Raw genomic sequence first — 23,788 nt, 5'->3', positions numbered from 1 at the left:
TTTTGATCCGTCATTGATCTAGGGGTTTGAACTACACCCCCCACCACATCTTGTCAGCGCATCTCAAAAATCTATTCAAATGAACACTTTAAACGAAAACATGGTTGTGATACGCTAAAGCTATAAATCAATGCCAGCCGGAAAACCGGCGGCGCGAGGCAGTAAAAGAGCGGTTCTATGAAAACACGGGGCAGACAGCCGGTCCGTTGGGGCTTGGTGGCGTTCGCAACTTTCTGGATGCTGGTGATTGTGCCGCTGAGCGCGGTCGCCGCACCCTATGCTGCATTGGTGATGGACGCCCGCAATGGCGAGGTGCTTTATTCCAACAACGCAGACACGCGGCTTCACCCGGCCTCATTAACCAAGATGATGACGCTCTACGTGGTGTTCGAGGCGATCGAGAATGGCGAAATCGGCCTTGACGACAAAGTCGTGATTTCCAAGCATGCCGCGTCTGAACCGCCCAGCAAACTTGGGGTGCGCGCGGGCAGCTCGATTGCGCTGCGCTATCTCATCCGCGCCGCAGCAGTCAAATCCGCCAATGACGCCGCCACCGCCCTTGGCGAGGCGATCGAGGGGTCCGAGGCGCAATTCGCCCGCCGTATGAATCGCACCGCCGAGGCGCTTGGCATGACGCGCACCACTTTCAAGAATGCCCATGGGCTGACCGAGAATGGCCATCTGTCCACCGCCCGCGATATGACTATTCTGGGGCGGCACCTGTTTTATGATTTTCCGCAATATTACAACCTCTTCTCGCGCATCACCACCGATGCTGGCGTGACGTCGGTCAGCCACACCAATCGCCGCCTGCTCGAGGCTTACCGCGGTGCTGACGGGATCAAGACGGGCTATACACGCGCCGCAGGGTTCAACCTGACCGCCAGCGCCGAGCGCAATGGCGAACGGATCATTGCCACCGTCTTTGGCGGCCAATCCACCGCCTCGCGCAATGCCAAGGTGGCCGAGCTTTTGGACTTGGGCTTTAACAAGGCACCGACGCAGGTTGCCGTGCATCGCCCGGCGCGCCCGCCTTATCTGGGCAAACTTGGCACCGCCCCGGTGATGATCGCCGCAGGCGAGGATCGCCCAAGCGTCGCCGCCAAGACCGTGCGCCTCACCACCGCTGCCGCTGTGGTCAAGAGCCTGCGCCCGCAATCGCGCCCCTTGCCCGCCGCCCCGATACCAGCCATCGCCGCGCGGGATGACATTGAACGCGCGCTACTGGCCGCCCAACAGGTCGCAACAGCCACAACAGAACCCGCCCCCCTGCCCCAAGGCAGCGCCGCCGTCACCCCCGAAATCCGCCCGGAACAGCGCCCGACCGAGATTGTGCTGGCCAGCGCCCCCGCACCGGAACCAGAACCCGAGGTCGTGACCCGCGTCTCTACCTCTGGCGGACGGCATTGGGGGATCAACGTGGGCCGCTATTCCAGCGAATACAAGGCGCGCCAGATGCTTTTGCAAACGGCGTTGAACGAGATGGCGACGCTGGATGGCAGCCTGCGCAAAGTGGTGCAACGCCCCGCCGGATTCGACGCCAATTTCATGGGCATGACCCGCGAAAGCGCCGATCTTGCCTGTCGCCGCCTTCAAGCCAAGAAAGTCACCTGCTTCATGATCGGCCCAAGCTGAGCACACGGCGGATTGGGGGCCAGCCCCCAAACCCCCGAGGTATTTCCGGCCAGATGAAATCGGTGTCAGGGTTTGGGGCGATCATCCCAATCGTCGGACAGAATGCGCCGCGAGTCGCCCTCAGGATCGTCATATTGGTTTGAGCGCACCGTATACACAAACGCCACAAGCCCGACGCCCCCAAGGATCAGGGAAATCGGGATCAGATAGGTGAGGATATTCATCGCTTATCTCAATCTCAGCGCGTTGAGGGATACGGTGATCGAACTCAGCGACATGGCCAAGGCCGCAATGAGCGGTGAACACAGCCCCACCACGGCCAATGGCACGGCAATGACGTTATAGACCGTAGCGATCTGAAAGTTTTCGCGAATGCGGCGCGTGGCGGATTTCGCCGTCACGCAAGCTGCGGAAATTGGCGCAAGGTCATTGCCCAAAAGCACGATATCCGACGCCACCCGCGCGGCATCAAGCGCCGTAGCCGGCGATATTGACACATGCGCCCCGGCCAAGGCGGCCGTATCGTTGAGCCCGTCGCCCACCATCAGCACATGCGCCCCCTCGGCGGTCAATGCCGCCACGCGCGCCGCCTTGTCGGCGGGCAGCGCCTCGGCCATCCACTGCGGAATGCCAAGGCGCGTGGCAAGCGCCTCGACCGCAGGAGTGGTATCGCCGGAAATCAGGATCACCCGCTTGCCCTGATCCATCAACCCCTGCACTGCCTCGGCGGCACCGGGCCGCAGCGCATCAGCAAAGGTAAAGGCGAGCGGTGCCTGATCAGCAACCTTGAGAAAGGTCGCCGTCTCGGCGCGGCCCTGCGCCCCGGTCCAGCTGGCGCGCCCCAAGCGGATCTCTTGGCCCATATAGCTGGCCTTGGTTCCATATCCGGGCACTTCTGTGAGGTCTGTAAGGTCAGCAGCCACAATCCCCGCCGCGCGCGCAGCGCGGGTAATCGACTGCGCCAGCGGATGCGAAGACCCCTGCGCCAACCCCAACGCCAATTCCAGCGCCTCACGCGGCAGGTCATCCAGATTGGTGACTTGCGGCGCGCCGGTGGTCAACGTGCCGGTCTTGTCAAACACGACCGTATCCACCTGTGCCAAGCGCTCCAGCGCCGTTTCATGCTTAATCAACATCCCCCGCCGGAACAGCCGCCCCGAGGCCGCCGTCGTGACCGCAGGCACCGCCAACCCCAGCGCGCAAGGGCAGGTGATGATCAAAACCGCAGCGGCGATATTGAGCGCGGTGCGCACATCCCATGTGTAGAGATACCAGCCCAGAAAGCTGAGCCCCGCAAGGATATGCACCCCCGGCGCATAGAGCTTGGCGGCGCTATCGGCGAGCGAGGTATAGCGCGAGCGCCCCGACTCCGCGATGGCCACTAGATCCGCCATGCGGTGCAGCGAGGTTTCACGCCCCACCGCCGTTGCGCGAATCGTGAGTGGCCCGGTCAGGTTCACTTCACCTGCACTCACCACCTGCCCCAATCCCGCAAAAACCGGCAGGGTCTCGCCCGTCAAAAGCGAGCGGTCGATCTCGGACGTGCCGCTGACAATCTCGCCATCCACCGGCATCCGCCCACCGGGCCGTACGAGGATCAGATCACCAACGGCCAGCTGTGCGACGTTGACAACGTCTTCTACGCCATCGAGCAGCCGCGTCGCGCGCGGCACTTCGAGCGCGGTCAGCTCCTCTGCCGCAGAGCGCGCTATCGCCCGCGTCCGGTGATCCAGATACCGCCCCGCAAGCAGAAAGAACGTGAGCGCCATCGCTGCATCGAAATAGGCATGATGGCCCGACAGCATGGTTTCCCAAAGCGAGGTGATGATCGCCAGCACAATCGCCAGCACAATTGGCACATCCATATTTAGCCGCCCGTTGCGCAGCGCGGCCCAGGCATTGCGAAAGAACGGCACACCGGAAAAGGCAATCGCCGGCAGGGTGATCGCGGCGGAAATCCAATGGAACATATCGCGCGTTGCGTCCTCGGCCCCGGACCACACCGAGACCGACAACAGCATGACATTCATGCTGGCGAATCCGGCAACAGCCAGCCGCATCAAGAGGTCGCGCCCGGCGCGGTCATTCGCCGTGGCATTCAGCGTGCCTTGATCCAGTTCATAGGCCTCGTATCCCAGCCCCTCGACCAGCGTACGCATCTCTTCGGCGGTCACGCCGGGGGCCGCGTCAATGCTGGCCCTTTTTAGGGTCAGGTTGACACGCGCCGAATTCACCCGGCTATCCGCAGCAAGCGCCCGCTCGATCTTGGAAATGCAGGCCGAACAGTGAATTGTGGGCAAAGACAACGCAATTTGCGCCCGTGGCAAGGCGCTTGCCGCCAAAGCCTCGGCCGCCGGGGCGGCAGCGCAGGCCGGACAAGCCGAAGACGAGGGGCGCATCGTGGCGGTCATGGTCTATTCCTTATGCAGAACGACACGCTGTTGAAAAAGAGTGCCATCACGATCCCAAGCCTTCATGCGGATGTTCCAGTTGCCATCGCCCAGATCCATCGGGGCAACATAGGCCTGCCCATCATAGCTGAAGTCGGGCGTCTGGTCGTCCTGCACATGGGTGGCCCGCCCCACGGTCGCCTCAAGCTGCGCCACCTCGACGGGATTGCCAGCCACATCGGTGATATGCAGCATCAAGAGCCCACCCGCGTGATCCGCCACCACGGTCCAGCCCAGCCCCTCTTGCGCGGCTTTGCGTTCGTTGAATTCCTGACTGGCCACATAGGAATTCTTGACCTCAAGCCCCGGAAAGGTTCGCACCGCTGAATACGCCAGCACCAGATTGACGCCGATGATCACGGAAAAAGCCCCGACAAAGCCGATCAACACATGCCTGCCGGTGATTTGACGCTCGGCCATCATTCTCCCTTTCCGTTAAAGACGGTGTCCTTATAGGCGCGCTCGCCATTGGTCAGATCCTCGATCCAGATCCGAACATCGCTGCGCTCGGCCGTGGCGGGCTCAGAGCCCGGCGGTGCCACCAGATAAACCCGCTGCAGGTACATTTCATCGGCGGCAACGCTGATCCGGCCCGCTTCCGCCCCCTCCAGTTCGACAGCAATGGCCGGGCTGCCCTTGACCGTAACCTCGAATTCGCGCGTCTCGTGCTGCATGTTGCGGATGCGCACCTCATAGGTATTGCGGATCGAGCCATCGGATAGGGTGACATAGGTCGGATTACGCACCGGTGCGACAGTCAGGTCGATATCCGACCGGATGAACAGCGCAAAGACAAGCCCGATCCCCACCAGCGACCAGAGCGCGGTATAAAGGATCGTGCGTGGGCGCAGGATATGTTTGAAGATCGGTTTGGGCTTGCCGCCCGCCCGCTCTGCCTCTTCATCGGTAAAGGCCATATAGTCGATCAGACCACGCGGCTTGCCGATCTTGGCCATGATGTCATCGCAGGCGTCGATACAAAGCGCACAGGTGATGCACTCCAACTGCTGCCCGTCGCGAATGTCGATCCCCACCGGGCAAACATTGACGCAAGCCATACAGTCGATGCAATCACCTTGCGGCGCGCCCTCTTTGACCGCCTCTGAATTCTTGCGCGGCTCGCCCCGCCATTCGCGATAGCCGACGGTCAGCGTGTCCTCGTCCATCATCGCTGCCTGAATGCGCGGCCAGGGGCAGGCATAGATGCAAATCTGCTCGCGCGCGAACCCGCCGAAGAAGAACGTCGTGCCGGTCAGCACCACAATCGTGGTATAGGCGATAGGATGGGCGTCGAGGGTAAAGAGATCGACCAACAACGTCGGCGCATCGGTGAAGTAAAACACCCAAGCGCCCCCCGTGGCCACCGCAATCAATAGCCACGTGATCCACTTGGTCAGCCGAAGACGTGCCTTGCGAACATCCCATTTCTTCTGCCGGTGCAGGCGCAGCCGCGCATTGCGATCCCCCTCGATCCAACGCTCGACCAGAATAAAAAGGTCGGTCCAGACCGTTTGAGGGCAGGCATAGCCACACCACACCCGGCCCAGCGCCGAGGTAAACAAGAATAGCCCCAAGCCCGCCATCACCAAAAGACCGGCCACGAAATAGAACTCGTGTGGCCAAATCTCGATCCAGAAAAAGAAAAACCGCCGATTGGCGAGATCCAGCAAAACCGCCTGATCCGGCAGCGCAGCCCCCCGATCCCAGCGAATCCATGGCGTCACATAATAGATGCCCAAGGTGACGATCATAATGACCCACTTCAGGTTGCGGAACTTGCCATACACCTTCTTGGGAAACACCGGTTCGCGCGCAGCATAGAGGGATTGCGGTTCGGTTGGATGGGAATCGGCCACGGACATACTCCGGTATGATCATTCTCTTGATCGTGTTCTGTCAGGATGCGGGCGCAACAGCTTTGACCTGCATCAAATTCTGAATCCTGAATCGATCTATTGCGCCACGCTATGTTGTCGAGCCATGCGCCGCAGCCAGACCACAAAGGTCCGCGCCGCAGGGCGCAGCACGCCAGGACGCGCCACCACATGATAACCGCTGTCTTCATGGTCTTGAAACAAGAGCCGTAGGCGACCCGCCGCGATATCCTGACGCACCCAGTCCAGAACCGTCACGGCAACCCCCTGCCCGTCGCGCAATCCGTCCAGCAACAGGTTGCCCGGCACCTGCATCAGCCCGGCTGCCCGCTCGCGTGTGACACCCCGACGGCGCAGCCAGTCGCTTGCCTCATTGGTGCCGAATTCCTGAAGCCAAGGCAAATCAGCCAGATCTGATGGCTCTTCGATCCGCCGCCCCTCAATAAGGCGGGGGGCAGCCACCGCGACAATGGGCGAAGAGAACAGCAACTCTGCCTCCAGCCCCGGCCATTTACCGGGCCCATAGCGGATTGCGATGTCTATACCGCCCGGCTCTAGCGCAACCAACCGCGGGGTCGGGTCGATCATAAGGTCAATGTCAGGATGGCGATGGCGAAAATCACCCAAGCAAGGCATCAGCCAATGCGCCGCAAAACTCGGTGTGGTCGAGATCTGCAAAGGACGCTCGGAATTGCGCTGCGAAAGCGATTCGACCGCGCGCGCAATCGCGCCAAAGCCAAGCGACAGGGCATCCGCCAGATATTGGCCTTCTGCGGTCAGGCGCAATTGCCGCCCGCTACGGTCCACAAGCGCCAGGCCTATATGCGCCTCAAGCTGCTTGATCTGTTGGCTTACCGCCGCATGGCTAACATTGAGCCGGTCACCCGCAGCCACCGTGCCGCCGGTTTCGGCCAAGGCCGCAAAGGCCCGCAATGCGGTCAAAGGAGGAAGAGACAGCCAATCCATCATGTAACCATATCTTACAAATCGAAATTTTTCCAGATTCGTTATTTACGTCCGTTTTCTGCATGATGAACACAGAAATGCCAGATCGAAAGGACGAAACAATGCTCGGAATTCTTGCCAATACTTTCATGAACGCCACCCGTATGGATCAAGCCCCGCCGCGTCAGACCCCTCTTCACTGGCCCCCGGCAGACCGCTTTGGCACGCGGACAGGGGCCGAGATCGAAGCGCATCTTATCGGACGCCGCCGCTACTGAGGCGCAAAACAAAAAAGGCCCACAAGGGGGCCAACCAGTTGACAGTCGCACTGAACCTATGGGTAATCAGCACCGGCCCTTCCAGGAAACGCGCGAACAGAACGGAAGGACCGGTGCCTAACCCCGAGCTTTGCGGCTCGGGGTATTCTTTTAGGGCTGGCGCTTACTCGCCGCCGCCAAGCTGGTGGACATAGATCGCCACGGCGCGAATTTCGGCTTCGCTCAGGTCGGCCCCGCCCATCGCCGGCATCACGCCAAAGCGCGAATAGATCACCGTTTCCTTGATTGTGTCGAATGATCCACCATAGAGCCAGATCGCATCGGCAAGGTTCGGCGCGCCCTGATAGATATCGCCCTCTGCGGCCTCGCCATGGCATGCCGCGCAATTGTCCATGAACACGGCCTGACCATCGGAAACCAACGTGGCATCCTGCGGCTCACCGGACAGCGACATCACATAGTTGACCACCTGATCAATCTGCGCCGATTCGAGAATGTCACCAAAGGCAGGCATCTGCGAATAGCGCGCATCCGGATCTTCCTCGTTGCGGATACCATGGGCGATCGTGGCATGAATGTCCTCGATCGTGCCGCCCCAGAGCCAGTCGTTATCCAGAAGGTTGGGATAGCCACCCGCCTGCACACCTGCCGCCCCCGAGCCATGGCACTGCGCGCACCATGTTTTGAACACGGCATTCCCCGCCGATGTGGCATAGCCCTGCAATTCAGGATCACCAGCAATCTCGGTCAGCTCGACCGAGGCCAGCCTGGCGTTGATCTCGGCATTGGCGGCTTCGGCCTCGGCCAATTCGACCGCCACATTGGCGCGCGTCGACCAGCCTTTGTAGCCAGCCGTGGCCCCCTGAACCAGCGGCCATGCCGGATAGGCCACCACATACCACAGCGCCCAGACGATACAGGCGTAAAACGTCCACAGCCACCAGCGCGGCAGGGGATTGTTATACTCTTCAATCCCGTCCCATTGATGGCCGGTGGTTTCGACCTCTTGGTTCTTCTTATTGGGTTGTTTGGCCATGTCTCATGCCTCCTCGTGCCGGGCGCCGTTGGTCGGGGCCGGTTTGTCTTCGTGCCGGAACGGGATGGTTGACGGGTTCTCATAGCTCTTGGTGGCGCCGGGGCGGAACACCCAGAACACGACGCCAACAAAGAACGTAAAGAGTGCCAGCAACATCCAGCTATCGGCAAATTCACGCAACAGCGAATAGGTTTCCATCGGTTCGCTCCCTTACCGGCTCGCGTCCGGGGTGAAGGTCGAGAAATCAACCAGCGTCCCCAGCATTTGCAAATAGGCGATCAGCGCATCCGCCTCGGAAATCCCGGGCTGCCCGTCGAAATTGCGCACTTGTGCCTTGGGATAGCGCGCCAAGAGACCCTCGGTATCGCCATCGGGATCAATCTGCACCATAAAGTCAGCCTTGGCGTTCTCGATCATCTCGTCACTATAGGGCACGCCCACCAAACGATGTGTCTTGAGCAGATCCTCGATATGCGCAGGCTCGATCATCCGGTTTTCGAGAAAGCCATATTTCGGCATCACCGACTCTGGCACAACCGACTGCGGGTCGCGCAGGTGATCGACATGCCAGTCATCCGAATAGCGCCCGCCGACACGGGCCAGATCCGGACCCGTCCGCTTGGACCCCCACTGGAACGGGTGGTCATATTTAGATTCCGCCGCCAGCGAATAGTGCCCATAGCGCTCGACCTCATCGCGCATCGGGCGGATCATCTGACTATGGCAGACGTAACAGCCCTCGCGGATGTAGATATCGCGGCCCGTCAACTCCAGCGGAGAGTAGGGGCGCATGCCCTCTACATCCTCGATGGTGTTTTCAAGCCAGAACAGCGGAGCGATCTGCACGATCCCCCCAACCGTGACAACAAGGAAGGCAAAGATCGCCAAAAGCGTGACGTTCTTTTCCAGGATTGCGTGTTTGTCCAGAATTGCCATCTCTCCGGCCCTCCTTATTCAGCCGGGACTGCACTATTCACAGGCGCGACGGCCGGCGAACGTGTTACAGTCATCCAGAGGTTGTAGCACATGATCAACGCACCAGAGAGGAACAACACCCCACCCAGACCGCGCACCACATACATCGGGAACTTTGCGGCCACGGTATCGGCGAACGAGTTCACGAGGAAACCGTTGGCATCAACTTCGCGCCACATCAGGCCCTCCATGATCCCCGTCACCCACATGGCAGCGGCGTAGAGAATGATGCCGATGGTGGCCAACCAGAAATGCCAGCTCACAAGGCTCAGCGAATAGAGCCGCTCGCGGTTCCACAACTTCGGCACAAGGAAGTAGAGCGCCCCAAAGGTGATCATACCGTTCCAGCCAAGCGCCCCAGAATGCACGTGCCCAATGGTCCAGTCCGTGTAATGCGACAGCGAGTTGACCGCGCGGATCGACATCATCGGCCCTTCAAAGGTGGACATGCCGTAGAACCCGATGGAAATCACCATCATCCGGATCACCGGATCGGTGCGCAGCTTGTCCCATGCCCCCGAAAGCGTCATCAGACCGTTGATCATCCCACCCCAGGACGGCATCCACAGCACGATCGAGAACACCATGCCCAACGTCGAGGCCCAGTCCGGCAGCGCCGTGTAATGCAGGTGGTGCGGACCAGCCCAGATGTAGATAAAGATCAGCGCCCAAAAGTGGATGATCGACAGCTTATAGCTGTAAACCGGGCGTTCGGCCTGCTTGGGCACAAAGTAATACATCATGCCCAAGAAACCTGCCGTCAGGAAAAAGCCCACGGCGTTATGGCCATACCACCACTGTGTCATCGCGTCCTGCACGCCGGAAAAGACCTGCACCGACTTGGAGCCAAAGATCGAGACCGGAATGCTCAGGTTGTTGACCACATGCAGCATTGCCACCGTGATGATGAACGACAGGTAAAACCAGTTGGCGACATAGATATGCGGCTCTTTGCGCTTGACGATCGTGCCCAGGAACACAGCCAGATAGGCCAGCCAGACCACCGTCAGCCACAGATCGACATACCATTCAGGCTCTGCATATTCCTTGGATTGCGTGGCACCCAGCAAATAGCCGGTCGCAGCCAGAACAATCACGAGTTGGTAGCCCCAAAACACGAACCACGCGAGATTGCCGCCCCAGAGACGCGCCGCAGAGGTGCGTTGCACAACGTAAAACGACGTGGCGATCAGCGCATTGCCCCCAAAGGCGAAAATCACCGCCGAGGTGTGCAGCGGACGCAACCGACCAAAATTCGCATAACCCTGTGCCCAATCGAAATTGAGCCCAGGAAAGGCAAGCTGAAAGGCAATGAACGTGCCCGCAAGGAAACCGACAACGCCCCAGATGGCCGTTGCAATCACCCCGGCGCGCACCACGCCATCCATGTATTCCCCCGACAGATCCACTTGGGATTTCGGTTCGTCTGTGTGGCGCAGGGTCCACAGAAAAAGCCCACCAGCCACCAACGCCACCGTCAGCGCGTTGACCAGATAGGCCAGATCGCGCGCATAATTGGCCGCGATCAACGCCAGAAGCGTGACCAGACCAAGCACGATCAGCTTGATATAATTCGTCATGTTGCGTCCCTTCGTCTCTTTCTGCCCGAGTCGCCGTGACCCGCGCAGGCGCGTTAGACTGTGACCGTAATGCTAGGGTCAGACTCAACTATCCTTGATCTGTGTCAAAACACTGACTTTGATCAATTGATCCGCGTCAAGGCAGCCCCGGCAATACACTCCTAAGGTGACATAACGTGTGACACAGTCAAAGGAATGCGACATGACCTACAACAGCCTGTTTTCCGTTTTGACCGATGAGTCCCTTGTTGAGGAAACCTTGGCCCATGCCACCAGCATGGCTGCCCGCTATGATGCCCATCTTGATGTGCTCTGCTTGGGCGTGGATCGAAGCCAATCGGGCTATTATTATTCGGGCGCCAGCGCCATCGTGCTGCAAGAAACGATTGCCCGCGCCCAACAAGAGGCCACCGCCATCGAGACCAAAGCCCGCGCCCTGCTCAAGAATTCATCCCTGCGTTGGGCGGTTGAGGCGGGCGTCAGCCAATTGGCCGATCTGGGGCGGCATGTTGCGGCCCGGGCGCGATTCTCGGATCTGGTCATTCTGGCGCAGCCCTATGGCAAGGGCCGCGGAGCCGAACTGGAACCTGCGACCGAATCGGCCCTGTTCGAGGCGCGAACCCCGGTCATCATCGCCCCCGCCGGTGGCGAGCCGGTGCCCAATCCGGGCCGGATCATGATCGGCTGGAACGAAAGCAACGAGGCGCTTGGTGCCGTGCGCGCCGCCCTGCCCCTGCTGAAAGAGGCGGATGTGGTGCATGTGGTGGTGATCGACCCGCCGACGCATGGGCCCAACCGTTCGGATCCCGGTGGGCTTTTGTCGCAATACCTTGCGCGTTACGGCGTCAAGGTCGAGATTGACGTGCTCTCCAAAACCCTACCCCGTGTCTCGGACGTGCTCTTGCGCCATGCCCGCGATATGGATGCCGATATGGTGGTGATGGGGGCCTATGGCCACTCGCGCTTTCGCGAGGCAATCTTTGGCGGTGCCACCCGCTATATGCTGGAACAGGCGACCATGCCGGTTTTCATGGCGCATTAGGGAAATAGCGCAGCTTGGGCGGATTGGGGGCCAGCCCCCAAACCCCCGAGGTATTTAGAGCCAGATGAAGCCCTGCAAAAGGCGCAAGGCCTCAGATCAGCATGCCGCCGTCGCTGTCATCACCCGCCTCTTCCAGCAGGCGGTTGAAATCCGGCACGGTGACGCGGCGCTTGCCCTCAAGCTCGATCACCCCGTCCTTCTTCAGAGCGGACACCTGACGGCTTACCGTTTCGAGCGTCAGGCCGAGGTAATCCGCCATCGCTTCGCGCGTCAGCGGCAGATCAAACACCAGCGGCCCGCGCGTGCCGTTCATGTTCAGCGTGGCATCGCGCCGCGCAATGATCGCCATTAATGAGGCAATTTTTTCACGCGCCGTTTTGCGGCCCAAAACCAACATCCACTCCCGCGCCGCATCCAGCTCGTCCAGCGTCATTTCGAGCAGGCGCTGCGCGATATGCGGCGTGCGCACCATCATCTCTTCAAACGGTTTCTTGCGGAAACAGCACATCACCATATCCGTTACCGCCACAACGTCATAGGCAGCGCTGCTGCGCCCCGGCCGGCCCACGAAATCGCTGGGCAAGAGCAAGCCCACCATCTGCGTGCGCCCGTCCTCCATCGTCTGGGTCAGCGTCGCAATCCCCGATACGACCGAACCCACGAAATCCATCGGATCGCCAGACCATATCAAGGTCTGCCCCGATTCGTAGCTTCGGTAGTATTTGATCTGATCCAGCAGCGCCAATTCATCGGATTCGCATCGCGCACAAACGGCCCGATGCCGGATCGGACAATCCCCGCATTCATGGGGGATGATCGAGGCTTTCTCTTTCAGCATGGAGTTTCCACTATTCGGGGTGCTGTCAGGGTCGGTTGATTTAAATCAATGCGGGATGGCAAGTTCCTGTTAACTCTAGGGGTATGGACACAAAAACTCAACTAGGCAAACTGGGTCTCTTTGATGCCAAAGTGCCGCGCTACACCAGCTACCCGACCGCGCCCCACTTCAACCGCGATGTGGGACAGGATCAATTTACAAGCTGGATCAACGCGATACCAGAAGGCGCAGAGATTTCTCTCTATGTACATGTGCCGTTCTGTCGGCGGCTTTGCTGGTTCTGCGCCTGCAGAACCCAAGGCACCCAGACAGATGCCCCCGTCGCGGCCTATCTTGAAACGCTCAAGACCGAGATCGCGATGCTGGGTCGGCAGCTTCCACGCGGTGTGCGCCTGTCGCGCCTGCATTGGGGTGGCGGCACGCCCACGCTTCTCTCGCCCGGCATGATGAGCGAATTGGCGGGGGCCATCCGTGATATCGCCCCCTTTACCGACACCACCGAATTCTCGGTCGAGATTGACCCGAATGAAATAGACGCCGCGCGTCTCGACGCGCTCGCGGGGGCCGGTATGAACCGCGCCTCAATCGGGGTGCAGGACTTTGACGAGCAAATCCAAAAGAGCATCGGCCGGATTCAGGGCTATGACATCACCCGCCACGCGGTTGACGAAATCCGCGCCCGCGGCGTCAAAAGCCTGAATGCCGATATCCTTTATGGTCTGCCACATCAGAACCGCGCCCGCATCACCGAGAGCGTGCAGAAACTCTTGTCGCTCAATCCCGACCGCGTTGCGCTCTATGGCTATGCGCATGTGCCGTGGATGGCCAAGCGCCAACAGATGATCCCCTCGGATGCCCTGCCCACACCGCAAGAACGTCTGGCCCTGTTTGAAACCGCGCGCCGTCTGTTTCTGTGGGACAATTACGACGAAATCGGTATCGACCATTTCGCCACCGCCTCTGACGGGCTGAGCGTGGCGCAAAAATCCGGGCTGCTGCGTCGCAATTTCCAAGGCTACACCGACGACACCGCCGAGGTGTTGATCGGCTTGGGGGCCTCTTCCATCTCGCGCTTTCCGCAAGGCTATGCGCAGAATGCCCCCGCGACAGGGGCCCATACCGGTGCCATCCGCGACGGACGCTTTTCAACCACGCGCGGCCATATCTTTTCCCCCGAGGACAAGCTGCGCTCGCGTATGATCGAAATGCTGATGTGCGATTTCCGCATTGATAGCACCGAGATTTTCCGCGAATTTGCCATCCCCGCCGCAGAGTTGCAGGCGATGCTCTCTGCCGTGGAACGCCGCTTTGACGGGCATCTGAAACTCGACGCCACCGGCCTTTCCATCCCGCTCGAGGCGCGCCCGCTGACCCGCATGATCGCGCGCCAATTCGACACCTATGAGATGAACGCCGACGGCCATTCTTCGGCGATCTGAGGGGATCACACCTCTGTGCGCCCCTCAAGCGCCGCTGCCAGCAGCTTGCGCGCATAGTCGGTTTGCGGCGCGGTAAACAATGTTTCGGCATCGCCCGCCTCGACCACATCGCCATCTTTCATCACCATCACCCGGTGACTCATGGCGCGCACCACATGCAGATCGTGGCTGATAAAGAGATAGGCCAGCGCATATTTCCGCTGCAATTCCCGCAAGAGATCGACGATCTGCACCTGCACGGTCATGTCCAGCGCGCTGGTCGGCTCGTCCAATACCACCAGCTTGGGCCGCAGGATCATGGCGCGGGCAATCGCGATGCGCTGCCGCTGCCCCCCTGAAAATTCATGGGGATAGCGATCCATCATGGCAGGGTTCAGCCCCACCTCGTCCATCACCTCTGCCACCAAGTCCCGCTCGGGCCGCCCATCGGGGTTGCCATGCACGCCCAGTCCCTCGGCAATGATCTGCGCGGCGGTCATGCGCGGGCTCAGGCTTCCGAATGGGTCTTGAAAGACGATCTGCATTTCGGCCCGCCGACGCCGCAACTCGCGCGTGGACCAGCCATTCACATCTTCACCCGCAAAGCGGATGCCGCCCTCAGACGCAATCAGCCGCATGATCGCCAAGGCCAGCGTGGTCTTGCCCGACCCGCTCTCGCCCACGATGCCTAGGGTTTCGCCCGCCCGCACGCTGAGCGTGGCGGCATTCACCGCCTTCACATGCCCCACAGTGCGTTTCAAAAACCCCTTCTGGATCGGGAACCACACCCGCAAGTCATGGGTTTCGGCCACCACCGGCGCTCCCTCTGTCACCGGCGACGGCAGCCCAACAGCCCGCGCGCTCAGCAGTTTGCGGGTATACGCATGCTGAGGGGCTGCAAAGACATCCGCCACTGGCCCAGCCTCGACAATCTCGCCGTCTTTCATCACGCAGACCCGGTCAGCAATGCGCTGCACGATCCCCAGATCATGCGTGATAAAGAGCAGGCCCATCCCCTCTTCGCGCTTTAACTCCGCCAGCAATTCCAGAATCTGCGCCTGAATGGTCACATCCAGCGCGGTGGTCGGTTCGTCGGCAATCAGGATGTCGGGCTTGTTGGCCAAGGCCATCGCGATCATCACCCGCTGCCTTTGCCCGCCAGATAGCTGATGCGGATAGGCCCCCAGACGGCTTGCCGCGTCACGAATACCCACCCGCTCGAGCAGTTCCACAATCCGCCCGCGCGCCGCATCGCCGGTCAGCCCCTGATGCAACTCTAGGCTTTCTCGCAACTGCTTTTCCAATGTGTGCAGCGGGTTGAGCGATGTCATCGGCTCTTGAAAGATGAAACTGATGTCATTGCCGCGCACCTGCCGCAGGCGCCGTTCATCCGCGCCGACCATCTCTTGCCCGGCATAGGTGACAGAGCCTGTGACCTGCGCCGACGACCCCAAAAGCGACACGGTCGACAGCGCTGTCACCGATTTGCCCGAGCCAGACTCGCCCACCAGCGCCACGGTTTCCCCTCGGTCCACGCTGAACGACACGCCCTTGACCGCCGGGATTACCTGCCCGTCCTGCCGAAAACTGATCCGCAGGTCTTTGACCTCCAGCATACTCATTCAAAGGTCTTTCTGGGGTCAAAGGCATCGCGCACGCCCTCAAAAATGAAGACCAAGAGCGACAGCATGATGGCAAAGGCAAAGAAGGCGGTAAAGGCGAGCCAGGGCGCTTGCAGGTTCTGCTTGGCCTGTAGCGTCAACTCCCCCAGCGACGGGGCCGAGGACGGCAGGCCAAAGCCCAGAAAATCCAATCCCGCCAAAAGCGAAATCGTCCCGGTGATGACAAACGGCAGCATCGTCAGCGTCGCCACCATGGCATTTGGCAGCATGTGACGAAACATGATCGTAAGGTTGGATACGCCCAACGCCTTGGCCGCACGCACATATTCCAGATTGCGCGCCCGCAGGAATTCGGCTCGCACCACACCTACCAAAGCCATCCAGCCAAACAGCACCGTAATCACGACAAGCAGCCAGAAACTGCGCGGTAGGATCGCGAAAAGGATGATGATCACATAAAGCTGCGGGGTCGAGGCCCAGATTTCGATGATCCGCTGGAAAATAAGATCAGTGCGCCCGCCAAAATAGCCCTGTACCGCCCCCGCCGCGATGCCGATCACCGACGAGAGCGCCGTCACGATCAGCGTGAACAGCACCGACAACCGGAATCCATAGATCACCCGCGCCAGCACATCGCGCTTGGTGTCATCCGTACCCAGCAGATTTTGCCCATTGGGCGGCAGCGGGGCCGCACCGGGCCGGTCCACAGTGGTATTGTAGCTATAGGGAATGGGCGGCCAGATCGCCCAACCCTTGGCAATCTCTTCGCCTTCGACCACCCCATCTTCGGCATCCGCAATCACGCCCTCGGGATCGTCAAAACAGATATCCAATCCACCCGACGCAATCAGACAACGCACCTCGGGGTCACGGTAAATCGCCTCGGTCTCGAAATCGCCACCAAACTCTGTTTCCGGATAAAACCTGAAAATCGGCATGTAGAGTTCGCCGCGATATTGCACGAGGATCGGTTTGTCATTGGCCACAAACTCGGCAAAGAGCGTGATGGTGAAAATCACCGAAAACAGGATCAGCGACCAATAGGCCCGATTGTTGCGCCGAAAGTTGCGCCACCGGCGTTGGTTGAGCGGCGAGAGACGGATCACCCGATCAGCCCTCCCGTTTTTCAAAGTCGATCCGTGGATCAACCAGCACATACATCAGGTCAGACAGGATCCCCACAACAAGACCGATGAGGCCAAAGAGAAAGAGCGTTCCGAACATCACCGGATAATCGCGCCCCACGGCGGCCTCGAACCCCAGCCGCCCCAGACCATCAAGGCTGAAAATCGTCTCGATCAGGACAGAACCGCCAAAAAACACCCCGATGAACACCGCCGGAAAGCCCGCAATCACGATCAGCATCGCATTGCGGAACACATGCCCATAAAGCACCTTGCGTTCGCTCAGCCCCTTGGCGCGCGCGGTCATCACATAGTGTTTCTTGATCTCGTCGAGAAAACTGTTCTTGGTCAACAGCGTCAGCGTCGCAAAGGCCGAAATGGTCGAGGCAAGAACCGGCAAGGCGATATGCCAGAGGTAATCGCCGATCTTTCCCAAAAGGCTCAGTTGCTCGAAATTATCCGATGTCAGGCCACGCAAAGGGAAGATCTGGAAATAGCTGCCCCCGGCGAACAGCACCAACAGCATGATCGCAAACAGAAACGCCGGAATAGCATAGGCCACGATGATGACACCGCTGGTCCATGTGTCAAACTTGGTGCCGTCACGCACCGCCTTGGCCACACCAAGAGGGATCGACACGATATAGGCAATAAGCGTCGACCACAGGCCCAGCGTAATGGAAACCGGCATCTTTTCCAGAACCAGATCCAGCACTTCGATCTTGCGGAAATAACTCTCGCCAAAGTCAAAGCGCATGTAATTCCACATCATGTTGAAAAACCGCTCCAAGGGCGGCTTATCAAGCCCGAATTGCTCTTCCAGCTCCTTGATCAGTTCCGGCGGCAGGCCCCGCGCCCCAAGGTATTGGTCATTGCCGCCGGCAGCCCCCACCATCTCTTGCCCGGTGTCAGAGCCAGAGCCAGAAAAGCTCTCGAACACATTGCCCTGCCCCTGCATATTGGCAATCATCTGCTCGACCGGGCCACCCGGCACGAATTGCACCAGAGCAAAGTTGATCACCATGATGCCAAAGAGCGTGGGCACGATCAGCAACAGCCGCCGCAGGATATAGGCCCCCATCTCAGTGGCTCCTCAGGATCACAGCGCGCCCGCGTCTTTCAACGCCTGCGCCTTGTCGGCGTCATACCACCAGAAATCGAGCACGCCCGTCGCATAGGGCGGCAGCGGGTCTGGGTAGGCATACATATCCCAATAGGCCACCCAGCTTTTGTCCAGATACCATGTCGGGATCATGAAAAACTCATAGCGCAAGGCACGGTCAAGTGCGGTCAAGGCCACGTCCTGTTCTTCCTTGCTGGCTGACTCGAGCGCGCGGTCAATGATCGCGTCGATCATCGGGCTTGCCAGCCCTGCCGGGTTGAACAGGCTGAACGCCGCTTCCTTGCTGCCATAACGCTGATGCAGGCCGGTGCCCGCCTCCAGAAACGCCACATAGCTGTCAAAGATCAGGTCATAATCGCGATCCCGCTCGCGGGCGGTGTATTGCGCGGCGTCGATCTTGTCAAACTTGGCCTCAATCCCCATCAGTTGCAGATTGCTCACAAAACTCTCGACCACCGCCGACATGGTGGCAGAGCCAGAGGCCGAAATCGGGATTTCGATCTTGAGCACCTCGCCCGCCGCATTGCGCCGCTTGCCATCACCGCCCACGGCCCAACCGGCCTCGTCCAAAAGCTTCATGGCCGCGCGCAGATTGCGCCGGTCATTCAGGCGCTCACCATCAGAGGTATGCGCCATCACCGCAGTCGCGGTCAGCATCTCTTCGGGCACGATATCGCCCAAGGATTGCAACAGCGCCAATTCCGCCCCCTCGGGCGCGCCCTTGGCCTCGAGCGGGGTGTCCTGCACAAAGGAGTGTCGCTGCTTGAAGAGGTCATATTGCAACGACGAATTGGTCCATTCGAAATTGAACCCCAGCGCAATCGCTTGCCGCACCCGCTTGTCCTGCAACTTTTCGCGGCCCAGATTGAAGACGAACCCCGAGGGTGTCGGCGGCAATCCATCGGGCAATTCCGCCTTGACCACATAGCCCGCATTGGCCGCCGGAAAATCATATCCGGTGGCCCATGTCTTGGAATTTCCCTCAGGCCGGAATGTGTAGATCCCCGCCTTGAACGCCTCGAATGCGGCATTGTCATCGGCAAAATACTCGATCCGGATGCGGTCGAAATTATGCCGCCCCTTGTTGATCGGCAGGTGCCAGCCCCAATACTCCGGGTTGCGCTCATAGACGATGTTGCGGTTCACATCATAGCTTTTGACCTGATAGGGGCCTGATCCCGGTGCCGCCTCCAGCCGTGGCTCATCCAGCCGCGCGCCGGTGTCCTCATACCATTTGCGTGGAAACACTGGCGTGCCGCCCACCTGATCAATCAGCGACCGGCGTGAAATCCCCTCCGCAAAGGTGAACTTGACGGTGTGATCATCCAGCGCCTCGGCGCTCAGCACCCGCCGCTTGACCGCATCGGCATAGGATTTCAGCCCCTGCTCCAGAAACAGGTTGTGTGAAAACACCACATCATGCGCTGTCACCGGCGTGCCGTCGGCAAACTTTGCCTCGGGGCGCATGTGGAAGATTACCCATGTTTTGCCAGCGTCATATTCCAGGCGTTCCGCCAAGAGACCGTAGCCCTCGTTATAGCTGTCTCCCGGCAGTGGCTCGCCGCTCGCCTCGGACGCGCCCAGCAGGCTCTCGTAAACCATCCAAGACAGCCGCCCGGCCCGCCCCTGCCGCGCGTAGGGGTTCATCGAATCGAATGTACCAGGCGCAAAAAGCGAAATTTCCCCGCCCTTGGGCGCTTCGGGGTTCACATAGTCGAAATGCGCGTAATCGGCGGGGTATTTCAGATCGCCGTAAAACGAATAGCCATGAGACGAGATCACCTCATCTTGCGCCAAGACCGCCTGCGCCATCAGCGTCGCAATCGAGAACCCGATCATCGTCACCCGAAGCCGCCATGGCACCAGACTCGCAAAGGTTCGGGTTTTGGTCAGGGTGTTCCGTACGGTCATGCCATCCTCCTCCTGCCGCACCCATTATCTGGTGCTTCATCGCGTGCTGGCAAGCTAAGGAGGGGGCGCGTCTTGTTCAAGCGCCGATCCTGTCCTCTGCCTACGAAAAAGGCCGCCACCCAAACCGGGCAGCGGCCTTTTTTTCAATGTGGCGCGGCTCAGTTCGCGGCGCTTTGCAGGTAGCCGATCAAATTTGCGCGATCCGCCTCATCCTTGAGGCCCGGAAAGCCCATGCGATTGCCGGGCGCGAAAGCACGCGGGTTTTCGATCCAGTCGCTCAACTTTTCAGGCGTCCATGTGCCTTCAAGGCCCTTGAGCGCGTCGGAATAGGCAAAGCCCTCGACGTTGGCGATGTCACGGCCCACGATCCCAAAGAGGTGCGGACCAGCCCCGTTTTTACCATCTTCCAGCTTGTGGCAGGCACCACAGCGACGATAGAGCTTTTCACCCTCAGCAATATCCGCCGCAGCCACGAGTGCCGCAAAATCGGATGCGCCGGCGTCCGCCGCAGGTTCAGCCGCAGCTTCTTCTGCCGCAGGTTCAGCCGCCGCTTCTTCTGCCGCAGGTTCAACCGCCGCTTCTTCCGCTGCAGGCTCTGCTGCTGCTTCTTCTGCCGCAGGCTCTGCTGCTGCTTCTTCTGCCGCAGGCTCTGCTGCTTCTTCCGCCGCAGGCTCTGCCGCCGCTTCTTCTGCCGCAGGCTCTGCTGCGGATTCTTCTGCCGCAGGCTCCGCTGCCGCTTCTTCTGCCGCGGGCTCTGCCGCCGCGTCTTCTGCTGCAGGCTCTGCTGCGGATTCTTCCACCGGCATTTCAAAAGTCGTGCCATCGGTCTGGTCGAGATAGGCGATCAGATCGGCACGATCCTCAGCCTTGCGCATCCCGGCATAGCCCATCGAGGTTCCGGGCGCGTAACCCTTGGGGTTCTCCAGAAACGCATCCAGCTCAACCGGGGTCCAGACCTGCGCGACGGCAGTCAGAGCGCCGGAATACGAACCGTAATCGGCGACGCCGCCAACCTCACGTCCCACAACACCATAAAGATGCGGGCCCACTTTGTTCTCGCCATCAACCACCGCGTGACAGGCGGCACAGTTGCGGAACAGGCCTTCGCCATTGGCCGGATCAGCAGACGCCATCAACTCGGCGATGCTCGGGCCCTCGTCCACAACTTCTTCCGCTTCATCTGCGCCTGTGTCGATCACATAGCCCTGCGCATGATCCTCGCCATGGCCCCCGCCCACCGAATAGATAGACTCAGCGGCCCAATTGCCCAAAAGGAACACCAAGAGCGCGCCGCACAGCGCACCCGCGGTCTTTGTCATCGTCATTGTGTCAAACATAGGCCCGTTTCCATTTGATCCGTCGTTGGCCGCGTATCTATCCGCTTCCCCTACTGGCGCGCAAGGTGTAGTTTCCGCGACCAAACGCCCGACCGGCCCAAAAATACGGAAAATCACCTATGACCGACCGCATCGCCTTTCAGGGAGAGCTTGGCGCCTACTCGCATCAAGCCTGTCGCGAGACCTATCCCGAGATGGAGGCGCTTCCTTGTCGCACCTTTGAGGATGCAATTTCTGCCGTGCGCGAGGGACAAGCGGAGCTTGCCATGCTGCCGGTCGAGAACTCCACCTTTGGCCGGGTCGCCGACATCCATCACCTCTTGCCCGAATCGGGTCTGCACATTGTCGGCGAGGCGTTCGTGCGGGTGCATATCAACCTCTTGGCCCTGCCCGGCATACGCCTCGACGAAATCGAAAGCGCGATGAGCCACACCATGCTTTTGGGCCAATGCCGCGCCTTTCTTGAACGCCACGGCATCCACCGCGTGACCGGCGCCGATACCGCTGGCTCCGCCCGCCACGTCGCCGAGGCAGGACAGCCGGAAATGGCGGCCCTTGCCAGCGAACTTGCGGGCGAAATCTATGGTCTCGACGTGATTGCCCGGCATATCGAGGATCAGGGCAACAACACCACCCGCTTTCTCGTCATGGCGCGCGAACCGGATTTCGCGGCACGCGGCGAGAATGGCATGATGACGACCTTTGTCTTTCAGGTCCGCAACATCCCGGCAGCCCTGTACAAGGCGATGGGCGGCTTTGCCACAAACGGCGTCAATATGACCAAGCTCGAAAGCTATATGGTCGGCGGTTCCTTCACCGCGACGCAGTTCTATGCCGATATCGAGGGGCATCCCGATGATCCGGCGGTCGCCCGCGCGCTTGACGAGCTCGATTACTTCACCTCGAACGTCACAATCTTGGGCGTTTACCCTGCTGATCCGCGCCGACACGATACCGACTGAATACCGACGCTGTTTTTAGAGGGATCGCGTATACCGGTCCTCAACCTCTGCCGCGTATTCCGCCAGACGCACCTTGAACCGTTTGGTCAGGTTATTGCGTGCCAGCCGCAGCGATTGCATCATCAACCGCGCCGCCAAGGTGCGCGGCTGCAACACCAGCGTGACCGTCATCCGCGTCCGCCCCCGCGACAGCGCCACCAGTTCCACAACCATCTGCCCCTCAATCGCGGGCGAGATCACACCCAGCTTGATTCCATTGGGCGGATCATATTCAGCAACGGTCACATCAACCTTGCGCTGCTTGCCACGCAGTTTGAACACGGCATGCCAACTCATGCCGACCCCTGGCACCTTTAGCTTGTCAGTGCGCCGCACATCCGCGCCACGCCGCAAAGCCGAGCGCTCAAACCCTTGAAAGTCCGTTATTTCCTCAAAAACCCGCTCAATGGGGGCTTCAATGTCTTCCTTGCCGGTGAACTGCATCCCCAGACCGCCCTTTTCGGTTTGTTATCGCTTTTGCCCACGCGCATTGTTGCCTCAATCCAGACAGTCGGCAAGCCAGTTCTCAAGCAGGAATTGCGCAATCGCTCCCTTGCGCGCAGGCATCAGGAACGGATGCTCGCCAGCAAAAGCCGAGAGGATCTCTTCACGGCTCATCCACAGCGCATCTTCAATCTCTTGCGGATCAATCGTGATATCCTCGCTCAGCGCTTCGCCACGACAGCCAAACATGAGCGATGCGGGAAATGGCCAAGGCTGGCTTGCCAGATAACTCACCCGTCCCACCTTGATCCCTGCCTCTTCCCAGACCTCGCGACGCACCGCCGCCTCGATGGTCTCGCCCGGTTCTATGAACCCCGCCAAAAGAGAATACATCCCCTCGGGCCACCCCGGAGATCGCCCCATCAGAACCGAATTTCCACGCGTTATCAACATGATCACCACAGGGTCGGTGCGCGGAAAATGCTGACCGCCACAGTGATCGCAAGCCCGTTGCCATCCCGCGCGGATCATCCGGCTTTCTTTGCCGCAGCGCGCGCAGAACCGGTGCGTGAGGTGCCAGCCAAACACCGCCTTGGCCGTCGCTGCCAGCTCTGCATCGCGTGGGCTGAGCCGGGTCATCACCCGACGCAACTCGGCAAAGGCGCTTTCTTCTGGCAGGTCCGGATGCACCTGCTCGGAGGCATCGAGAAAGCTATCAAGCTGATCCGGTTCCAGCCCCGGTGGCACCCAAGCGGAAATGTCATGCGCCAAGATCAGGTCGCCACTGTCATCTCGCCCCAATAGGATCGGCGGCACCTTGTACCGTGTCAAAACAGGATGATCCGGCGCCAAAATGACCAACTCATCCAGCGTTTCTGCGCGCAAGAGCGGCTTACCCCGCCAGAGTACGATCGACCGCGCACGTCCCTCTGTCATCGCCGCCTGAAGCAAGCCTTCGTCAGAGCGTAGCTCATCCGCCCGGTCCAGCCCTGATCCCCCGAATGTAACCTGTTCCGACGTTCGCATCACGCGTCTCCTTTGCCTGCCCCTCTACACAACGCCCATGAACGCAAGACAAGCCCCAAGGGGCACAAAGCATGGGCACATGACAGTTTGCAACTTATAGTGTATTGCCCAGGACACGCAGACGTGCAA

General features: G+C 60.0%; 22 protein-coding genes. 5 read left to right on the top strand and 17 right to left on the bottom strand.

The genetic code is table 11. From position 1 onward, the window contains the following. Nucleotides 1-177 precede the first annotated feature (177 nt). A complete protein-coding gene (locus tag RAK1035_RS08160; RefSeq protein WP_037298006.1) occupies nucleotides 178-1,635 on the top strand; it encodes a D-alanyl-D-alanine carboxypeptidase family protein in 1,458 nt (485 codons plus the stop codon). A gap of 65 nt (nucleotides 1,636-1,700) precedes the next feature. Here RAK1035_RS08160 and ccoS read toward each other — a convergent pair whose 3' ends face one another. The 5 genes from ccoS to RAK1035_RS08135 form a co-directional block, all read right to left on the bottom strand. Continuing rightward, complete coding sequence (gene ccoS / locus RAK1035_RS08155; protein WP_008281603.1) at nucleotides 1,701-1,859, bottom strand: cbb3-type cytochrome oxidase assembly protein CcoS; 159 nt, start codon at nucleotides 1,857-1,859, stop codon at nucleotides 1,701-1,703. Nucleotides 1,860-1,862: 3 nt separating this feature from the next. Then, nucleotides 1,863-4,046, bottom strand: a complete 2,184-nt coding sequence (locus RAK1035_RS08150; protein ID WP_008281602.1) for a heavy metal translocating P-type ATPase — start codon at nucleotides 4,044-4,046, stop codon at nucleotides 1,863-1,865. 3 nt (nucleotides 4,047-4,049) lie between these two features. Further along, nucleotides 4,050-4,508, bottom strand: coding sequence for a FixH family protein (locus RAK1035_RS08145; RefSeq protein WP_008281601.1), 459 nt, complete (start codon nucleotides 4,506-4,508; stop codon nucleotides 4,050-4,052). Beyond that, nucleotides 4,505-5,947, bottom strand: a complete 1,443-nt coding sequence (gene ccoG / locus RAK1035_RS08140) for a cytochrome c oxidase accessory protein CcoG (RefSeq protein ID WP_008281600.1) — start codon at nucleotides 5,945-5,947, stop codon at nucleotides 4,505-4,507. Before ccoG ends, RAK1035_RS08145 begins: the two co-directional genes overlap by 4 nt. A gap of 90 nt (nucleotides 5,948-6,037) precedes the next feature. After that, nucleotides 6,038-6,925 (bottom strand): LysR family transcriptional regulator, encoded by an 888-nt coding sequence (locus RAK1035_RS08135; protein ID WP_037298142.1) that lies wholly within the window; start codon nucleotides 6,923-6,925, stop codon nucleotides 6,038-6,040. 101 nt (nucleotides 6,926-7,026) lie between these two features. Here RAK1035_RS08135 and RAK1035_RS20170 point away from each other — a divergent pair, with 101 nt between their 5' ends. After that, nucleotides 7,027-7,182, top strand: a complete 156-nt coding sequence (locus RAK1035_RS20170) for a hypothetical protein (protein WP_157132409.1) — start codon at nucleotides 7,027-7,029, stop codon at nucleotides 7,180-7,182. A gap of 163 nt (nucleotides 7,183-7,345) precedes the next feature. Here RAK1035_RS20170 and ccoP read toward each other — a convergent pair whose 3' ends face one another. From ccoP to ccoN, 4 genes are read right to left on the bottom strand one after another with little or no spacing between them, the layout of a single operon-like run. Continuing rightward, nucleotides 7,346-8,218, bottom strand: a complete 873-nt coding sequence (gene ccoP / locus RAK1035_RS08130) for a cytochrome-c oxidase, cbb3-type subunit III (protein ID WP_008281596.1) — start codon at nucleotides 8,216-8,218, stop codon at nucleotides 7,346-7,348. Nucleotides 8,219-8,221: 3 nt separating this feature from the next. Further along, nucleotides 8,222-8,416, bottom strand: coding sequence for a CcoQ/FixQ family Cbb3-type cytochrome c oxidase assembly chaperone (locus RAK1035_RS08125; RefSeq protein ID WP_008281595.1), 195 nt, complete (start codon nucleotides 8,414-8,416; stop codon nucleotides 8,222-8,224). Between the two features lie 12 nt (nucleotides 8,417-8,428). Continuing rightward, nucleotides 8,429-9,154, bottom strand: coding sequence for a cytochrome-c oxidase, cbb3-type subunit II (ccoO, locus tag RAK1035_RS08120; protein ID WP_008281594.1), 726 nt, complete (start codon nucleotides 9,152-9,154; stop codon nucleotides 8,429-8,431). A gap of 14 nt (nucleotides 9,155-9,168) precedes the next feature. Continuing rightward, on the bottom strand, nucleotides 9,169-10,773 hold the full coding sequence (gene ccoN / locus RAK1035_RS08115) for a cytochrome-c oxidase, cbb3-type subunit I (protein ID WP_008281593.1): 1,605 nt from the start codon (nucleotides 10,771-10,773) through the stop codon (nucleotides 9,169-9,171). Between the two features lie 202 nt (nucleotides 10,774-10,975). Here ccoN and RAK1035_RS08110 point away from each other — a divergent pair, with 202 nt between their 5' ends. Next, nucleotides 10,976-11,815 carry a universal stress protein gene (locus RAK1035_RS08110; protein ID WP_008281592.1) on the top strand — a complete coding sequence of 280 codons (840 nt, stop codon included), beginning with the start codon at nucleotides 10,976-10,978 and terminating at the stop codon, nucleotides 11,813-11,815. Nucleotides 11,816-11,906: 91 nt separating this feature from the next. On the opposite strand, the gene fnrL is transcribed toward RAK1035_RS08110, so the two are convergent. Next, the gene (gene fnrL / locus RAK1035_RS08105; RefSeq protein WP_008281590.1) at nucleotides 11,907-12,653 is read right to left on the bottom strand and encodes a transcriptional regulator FnrL; all 747 of its coding nucleotides are present in this window, start codon (nucleotides 12,651-12,653) and stop codon (nucleotides 11,907-11,909) included. 83 nt (nucleotides 12,654-12,736) lie between these two features. Here fnrL and hemN point away from each other — a divergent pair, with 83 nt between their 5' ends. Further along, entirely contained in the window at nucleotides 12,737-14,092 is a 1,356-nt protein-coding gene (gene hemN / locus RAK1035_RS08100; protein ID WP_008281589.1) for an oxygen-independent coproporphyrinogen III oxidase, read from the top strand. A gap of 5 nt (nucleotides 14,093-14,097) precedes the next feature. Here hemN and RAK1035_RS08095 read toward each other — a convergent pair whose 3' ends face one another. From RAK1035_RS08095 to RAK1035_RS08075, 5 genes are all read right to left on the bottom strand, one after another. Next, a complete protein-coding gene (locus RAK1035_RS08095) occupies nucleotides 14,098-15,693 on the bottom strand; it encodes an ABC transporter ATP-binding protein (RefSeq protein ID WP_037298003.1) in 1,596 nt (531 codons plus the stop codon). Beyond that, on the bottom strand, nucleotides 15,690-16,796 hold the full coding sequence (locus RAK1035_RS08090; protein WP_037298139.1) for an ABC transporter permease: 1,107 nt from the start codon (nucleotides 16,794-16,796) through the stop codon (nucleotides 15,690-15,692). The genes RAK1035_RS08095 and RAK1035_RS08090 overlap by 4 nt, the downstream gene beginning before the upstream one ends. 7 nt (nucleotides 16,797-16,803) lie before the next feature. Continuing rightward, on the bottom strand, nucleotides 16,804-17,898 hold the full coding sequence (locus tag RAK1035_RS08085) for a microcin C ABC transporter permease YejB (protein WP_008281586.1): 1,095 nt from the start codon (nucleotides 17,896-17,898) through the stop codon (nucleotides 16,804-16,806). 18 nt (nucleotides 17,899-17,916) lie between these two features. Then, nucleotides 17,917-19,851, bottom strand: a complete 1,935-nt coding sequence (locus tag RAK1035_RS08080; RefSeq protein ID WP_420541229.1) for an extracellular solute-binding protein — start codon at nucleotides 19,849-19,851, stop codon at nucleotides 17,917-17,919. Nucleotides 19,852-20,009: 158 nt separating this feature from the next. Beyond that, on the bottom strand, nucleotides 20,010-21,188 hold the full coding sequence (locus tag RAK1035_RS08075; RefSeq protein WP_008281584.1) for a c-type cytochrome: 1,179 nt from the start codon (nucleotides 21,186-21,188) through the stop codon (nucleotides 20,010-20,012). Between the two features lie 119 nt (nucleotides 21,189-21,307). Between RAK1035_RS08075 and RAK1035_RS08070 the strand changes: the two genes are divergently transcribed. Further along, entirely contained in the window at nucleotides 21,308-22,150 is an 843-nt protein-coding gene (locus RAK1035_RS08070) for a prephenate dehydratase (protein WP_008281583.1), read from the top strand. 15 nt (nucleotides 22,151-22,165) lie between these two features. On the opposite strand, the gene RAK1035_RS08065 is transcribed toward RAK1035_RS08070, so the two are convergent. Both RAK1035_RS08065 and nudC read right to left on the bottom strand, forming a co-directional pair. Continuing rightward, nucleotides 22,166-22,486, bottom strand: a complete 321-nt coding sequence (locus tag RAK1035_RS08065; RefSeq protein WP_232279215.1) for a hypothetical protein — start codon at nucleotides 22,484-22,486, stop codon at nucleotides 22,166-22,168. Between the two features lie 201 nt (nucleotides 22,487-22,687). Further along, nucleotides 22,688-23,659, bottom strand: coding sequence for an NAD(+) diphosphatase (gene nudC / locus RAK1035_RS08060; protein WP_008281581.1), 972 nt, complete (start codon nucleotides 23,657-23,659; stop codon nucleotides 22,688-22,690). Nucleotides 23,660-23,788 lie beyond the last annotated feature (129 nt).

It is taken from the genome of Roseovarius sp. AK1035 (genome assembly GCF_003288315.1).
GTDB classification, from domain to species: Bacteria; Pseudomonadota; Alphaproteobacteria; order Rhodobacterales; family Rhodobacteraceae; genus Roseovarius; species Roseovarius mucosus_A.
The sequence above is the reverse complement of the archived record's forward strand: the minus strand, read 5'-3'. Positions and strand labels throughout refer to the sequence as shown.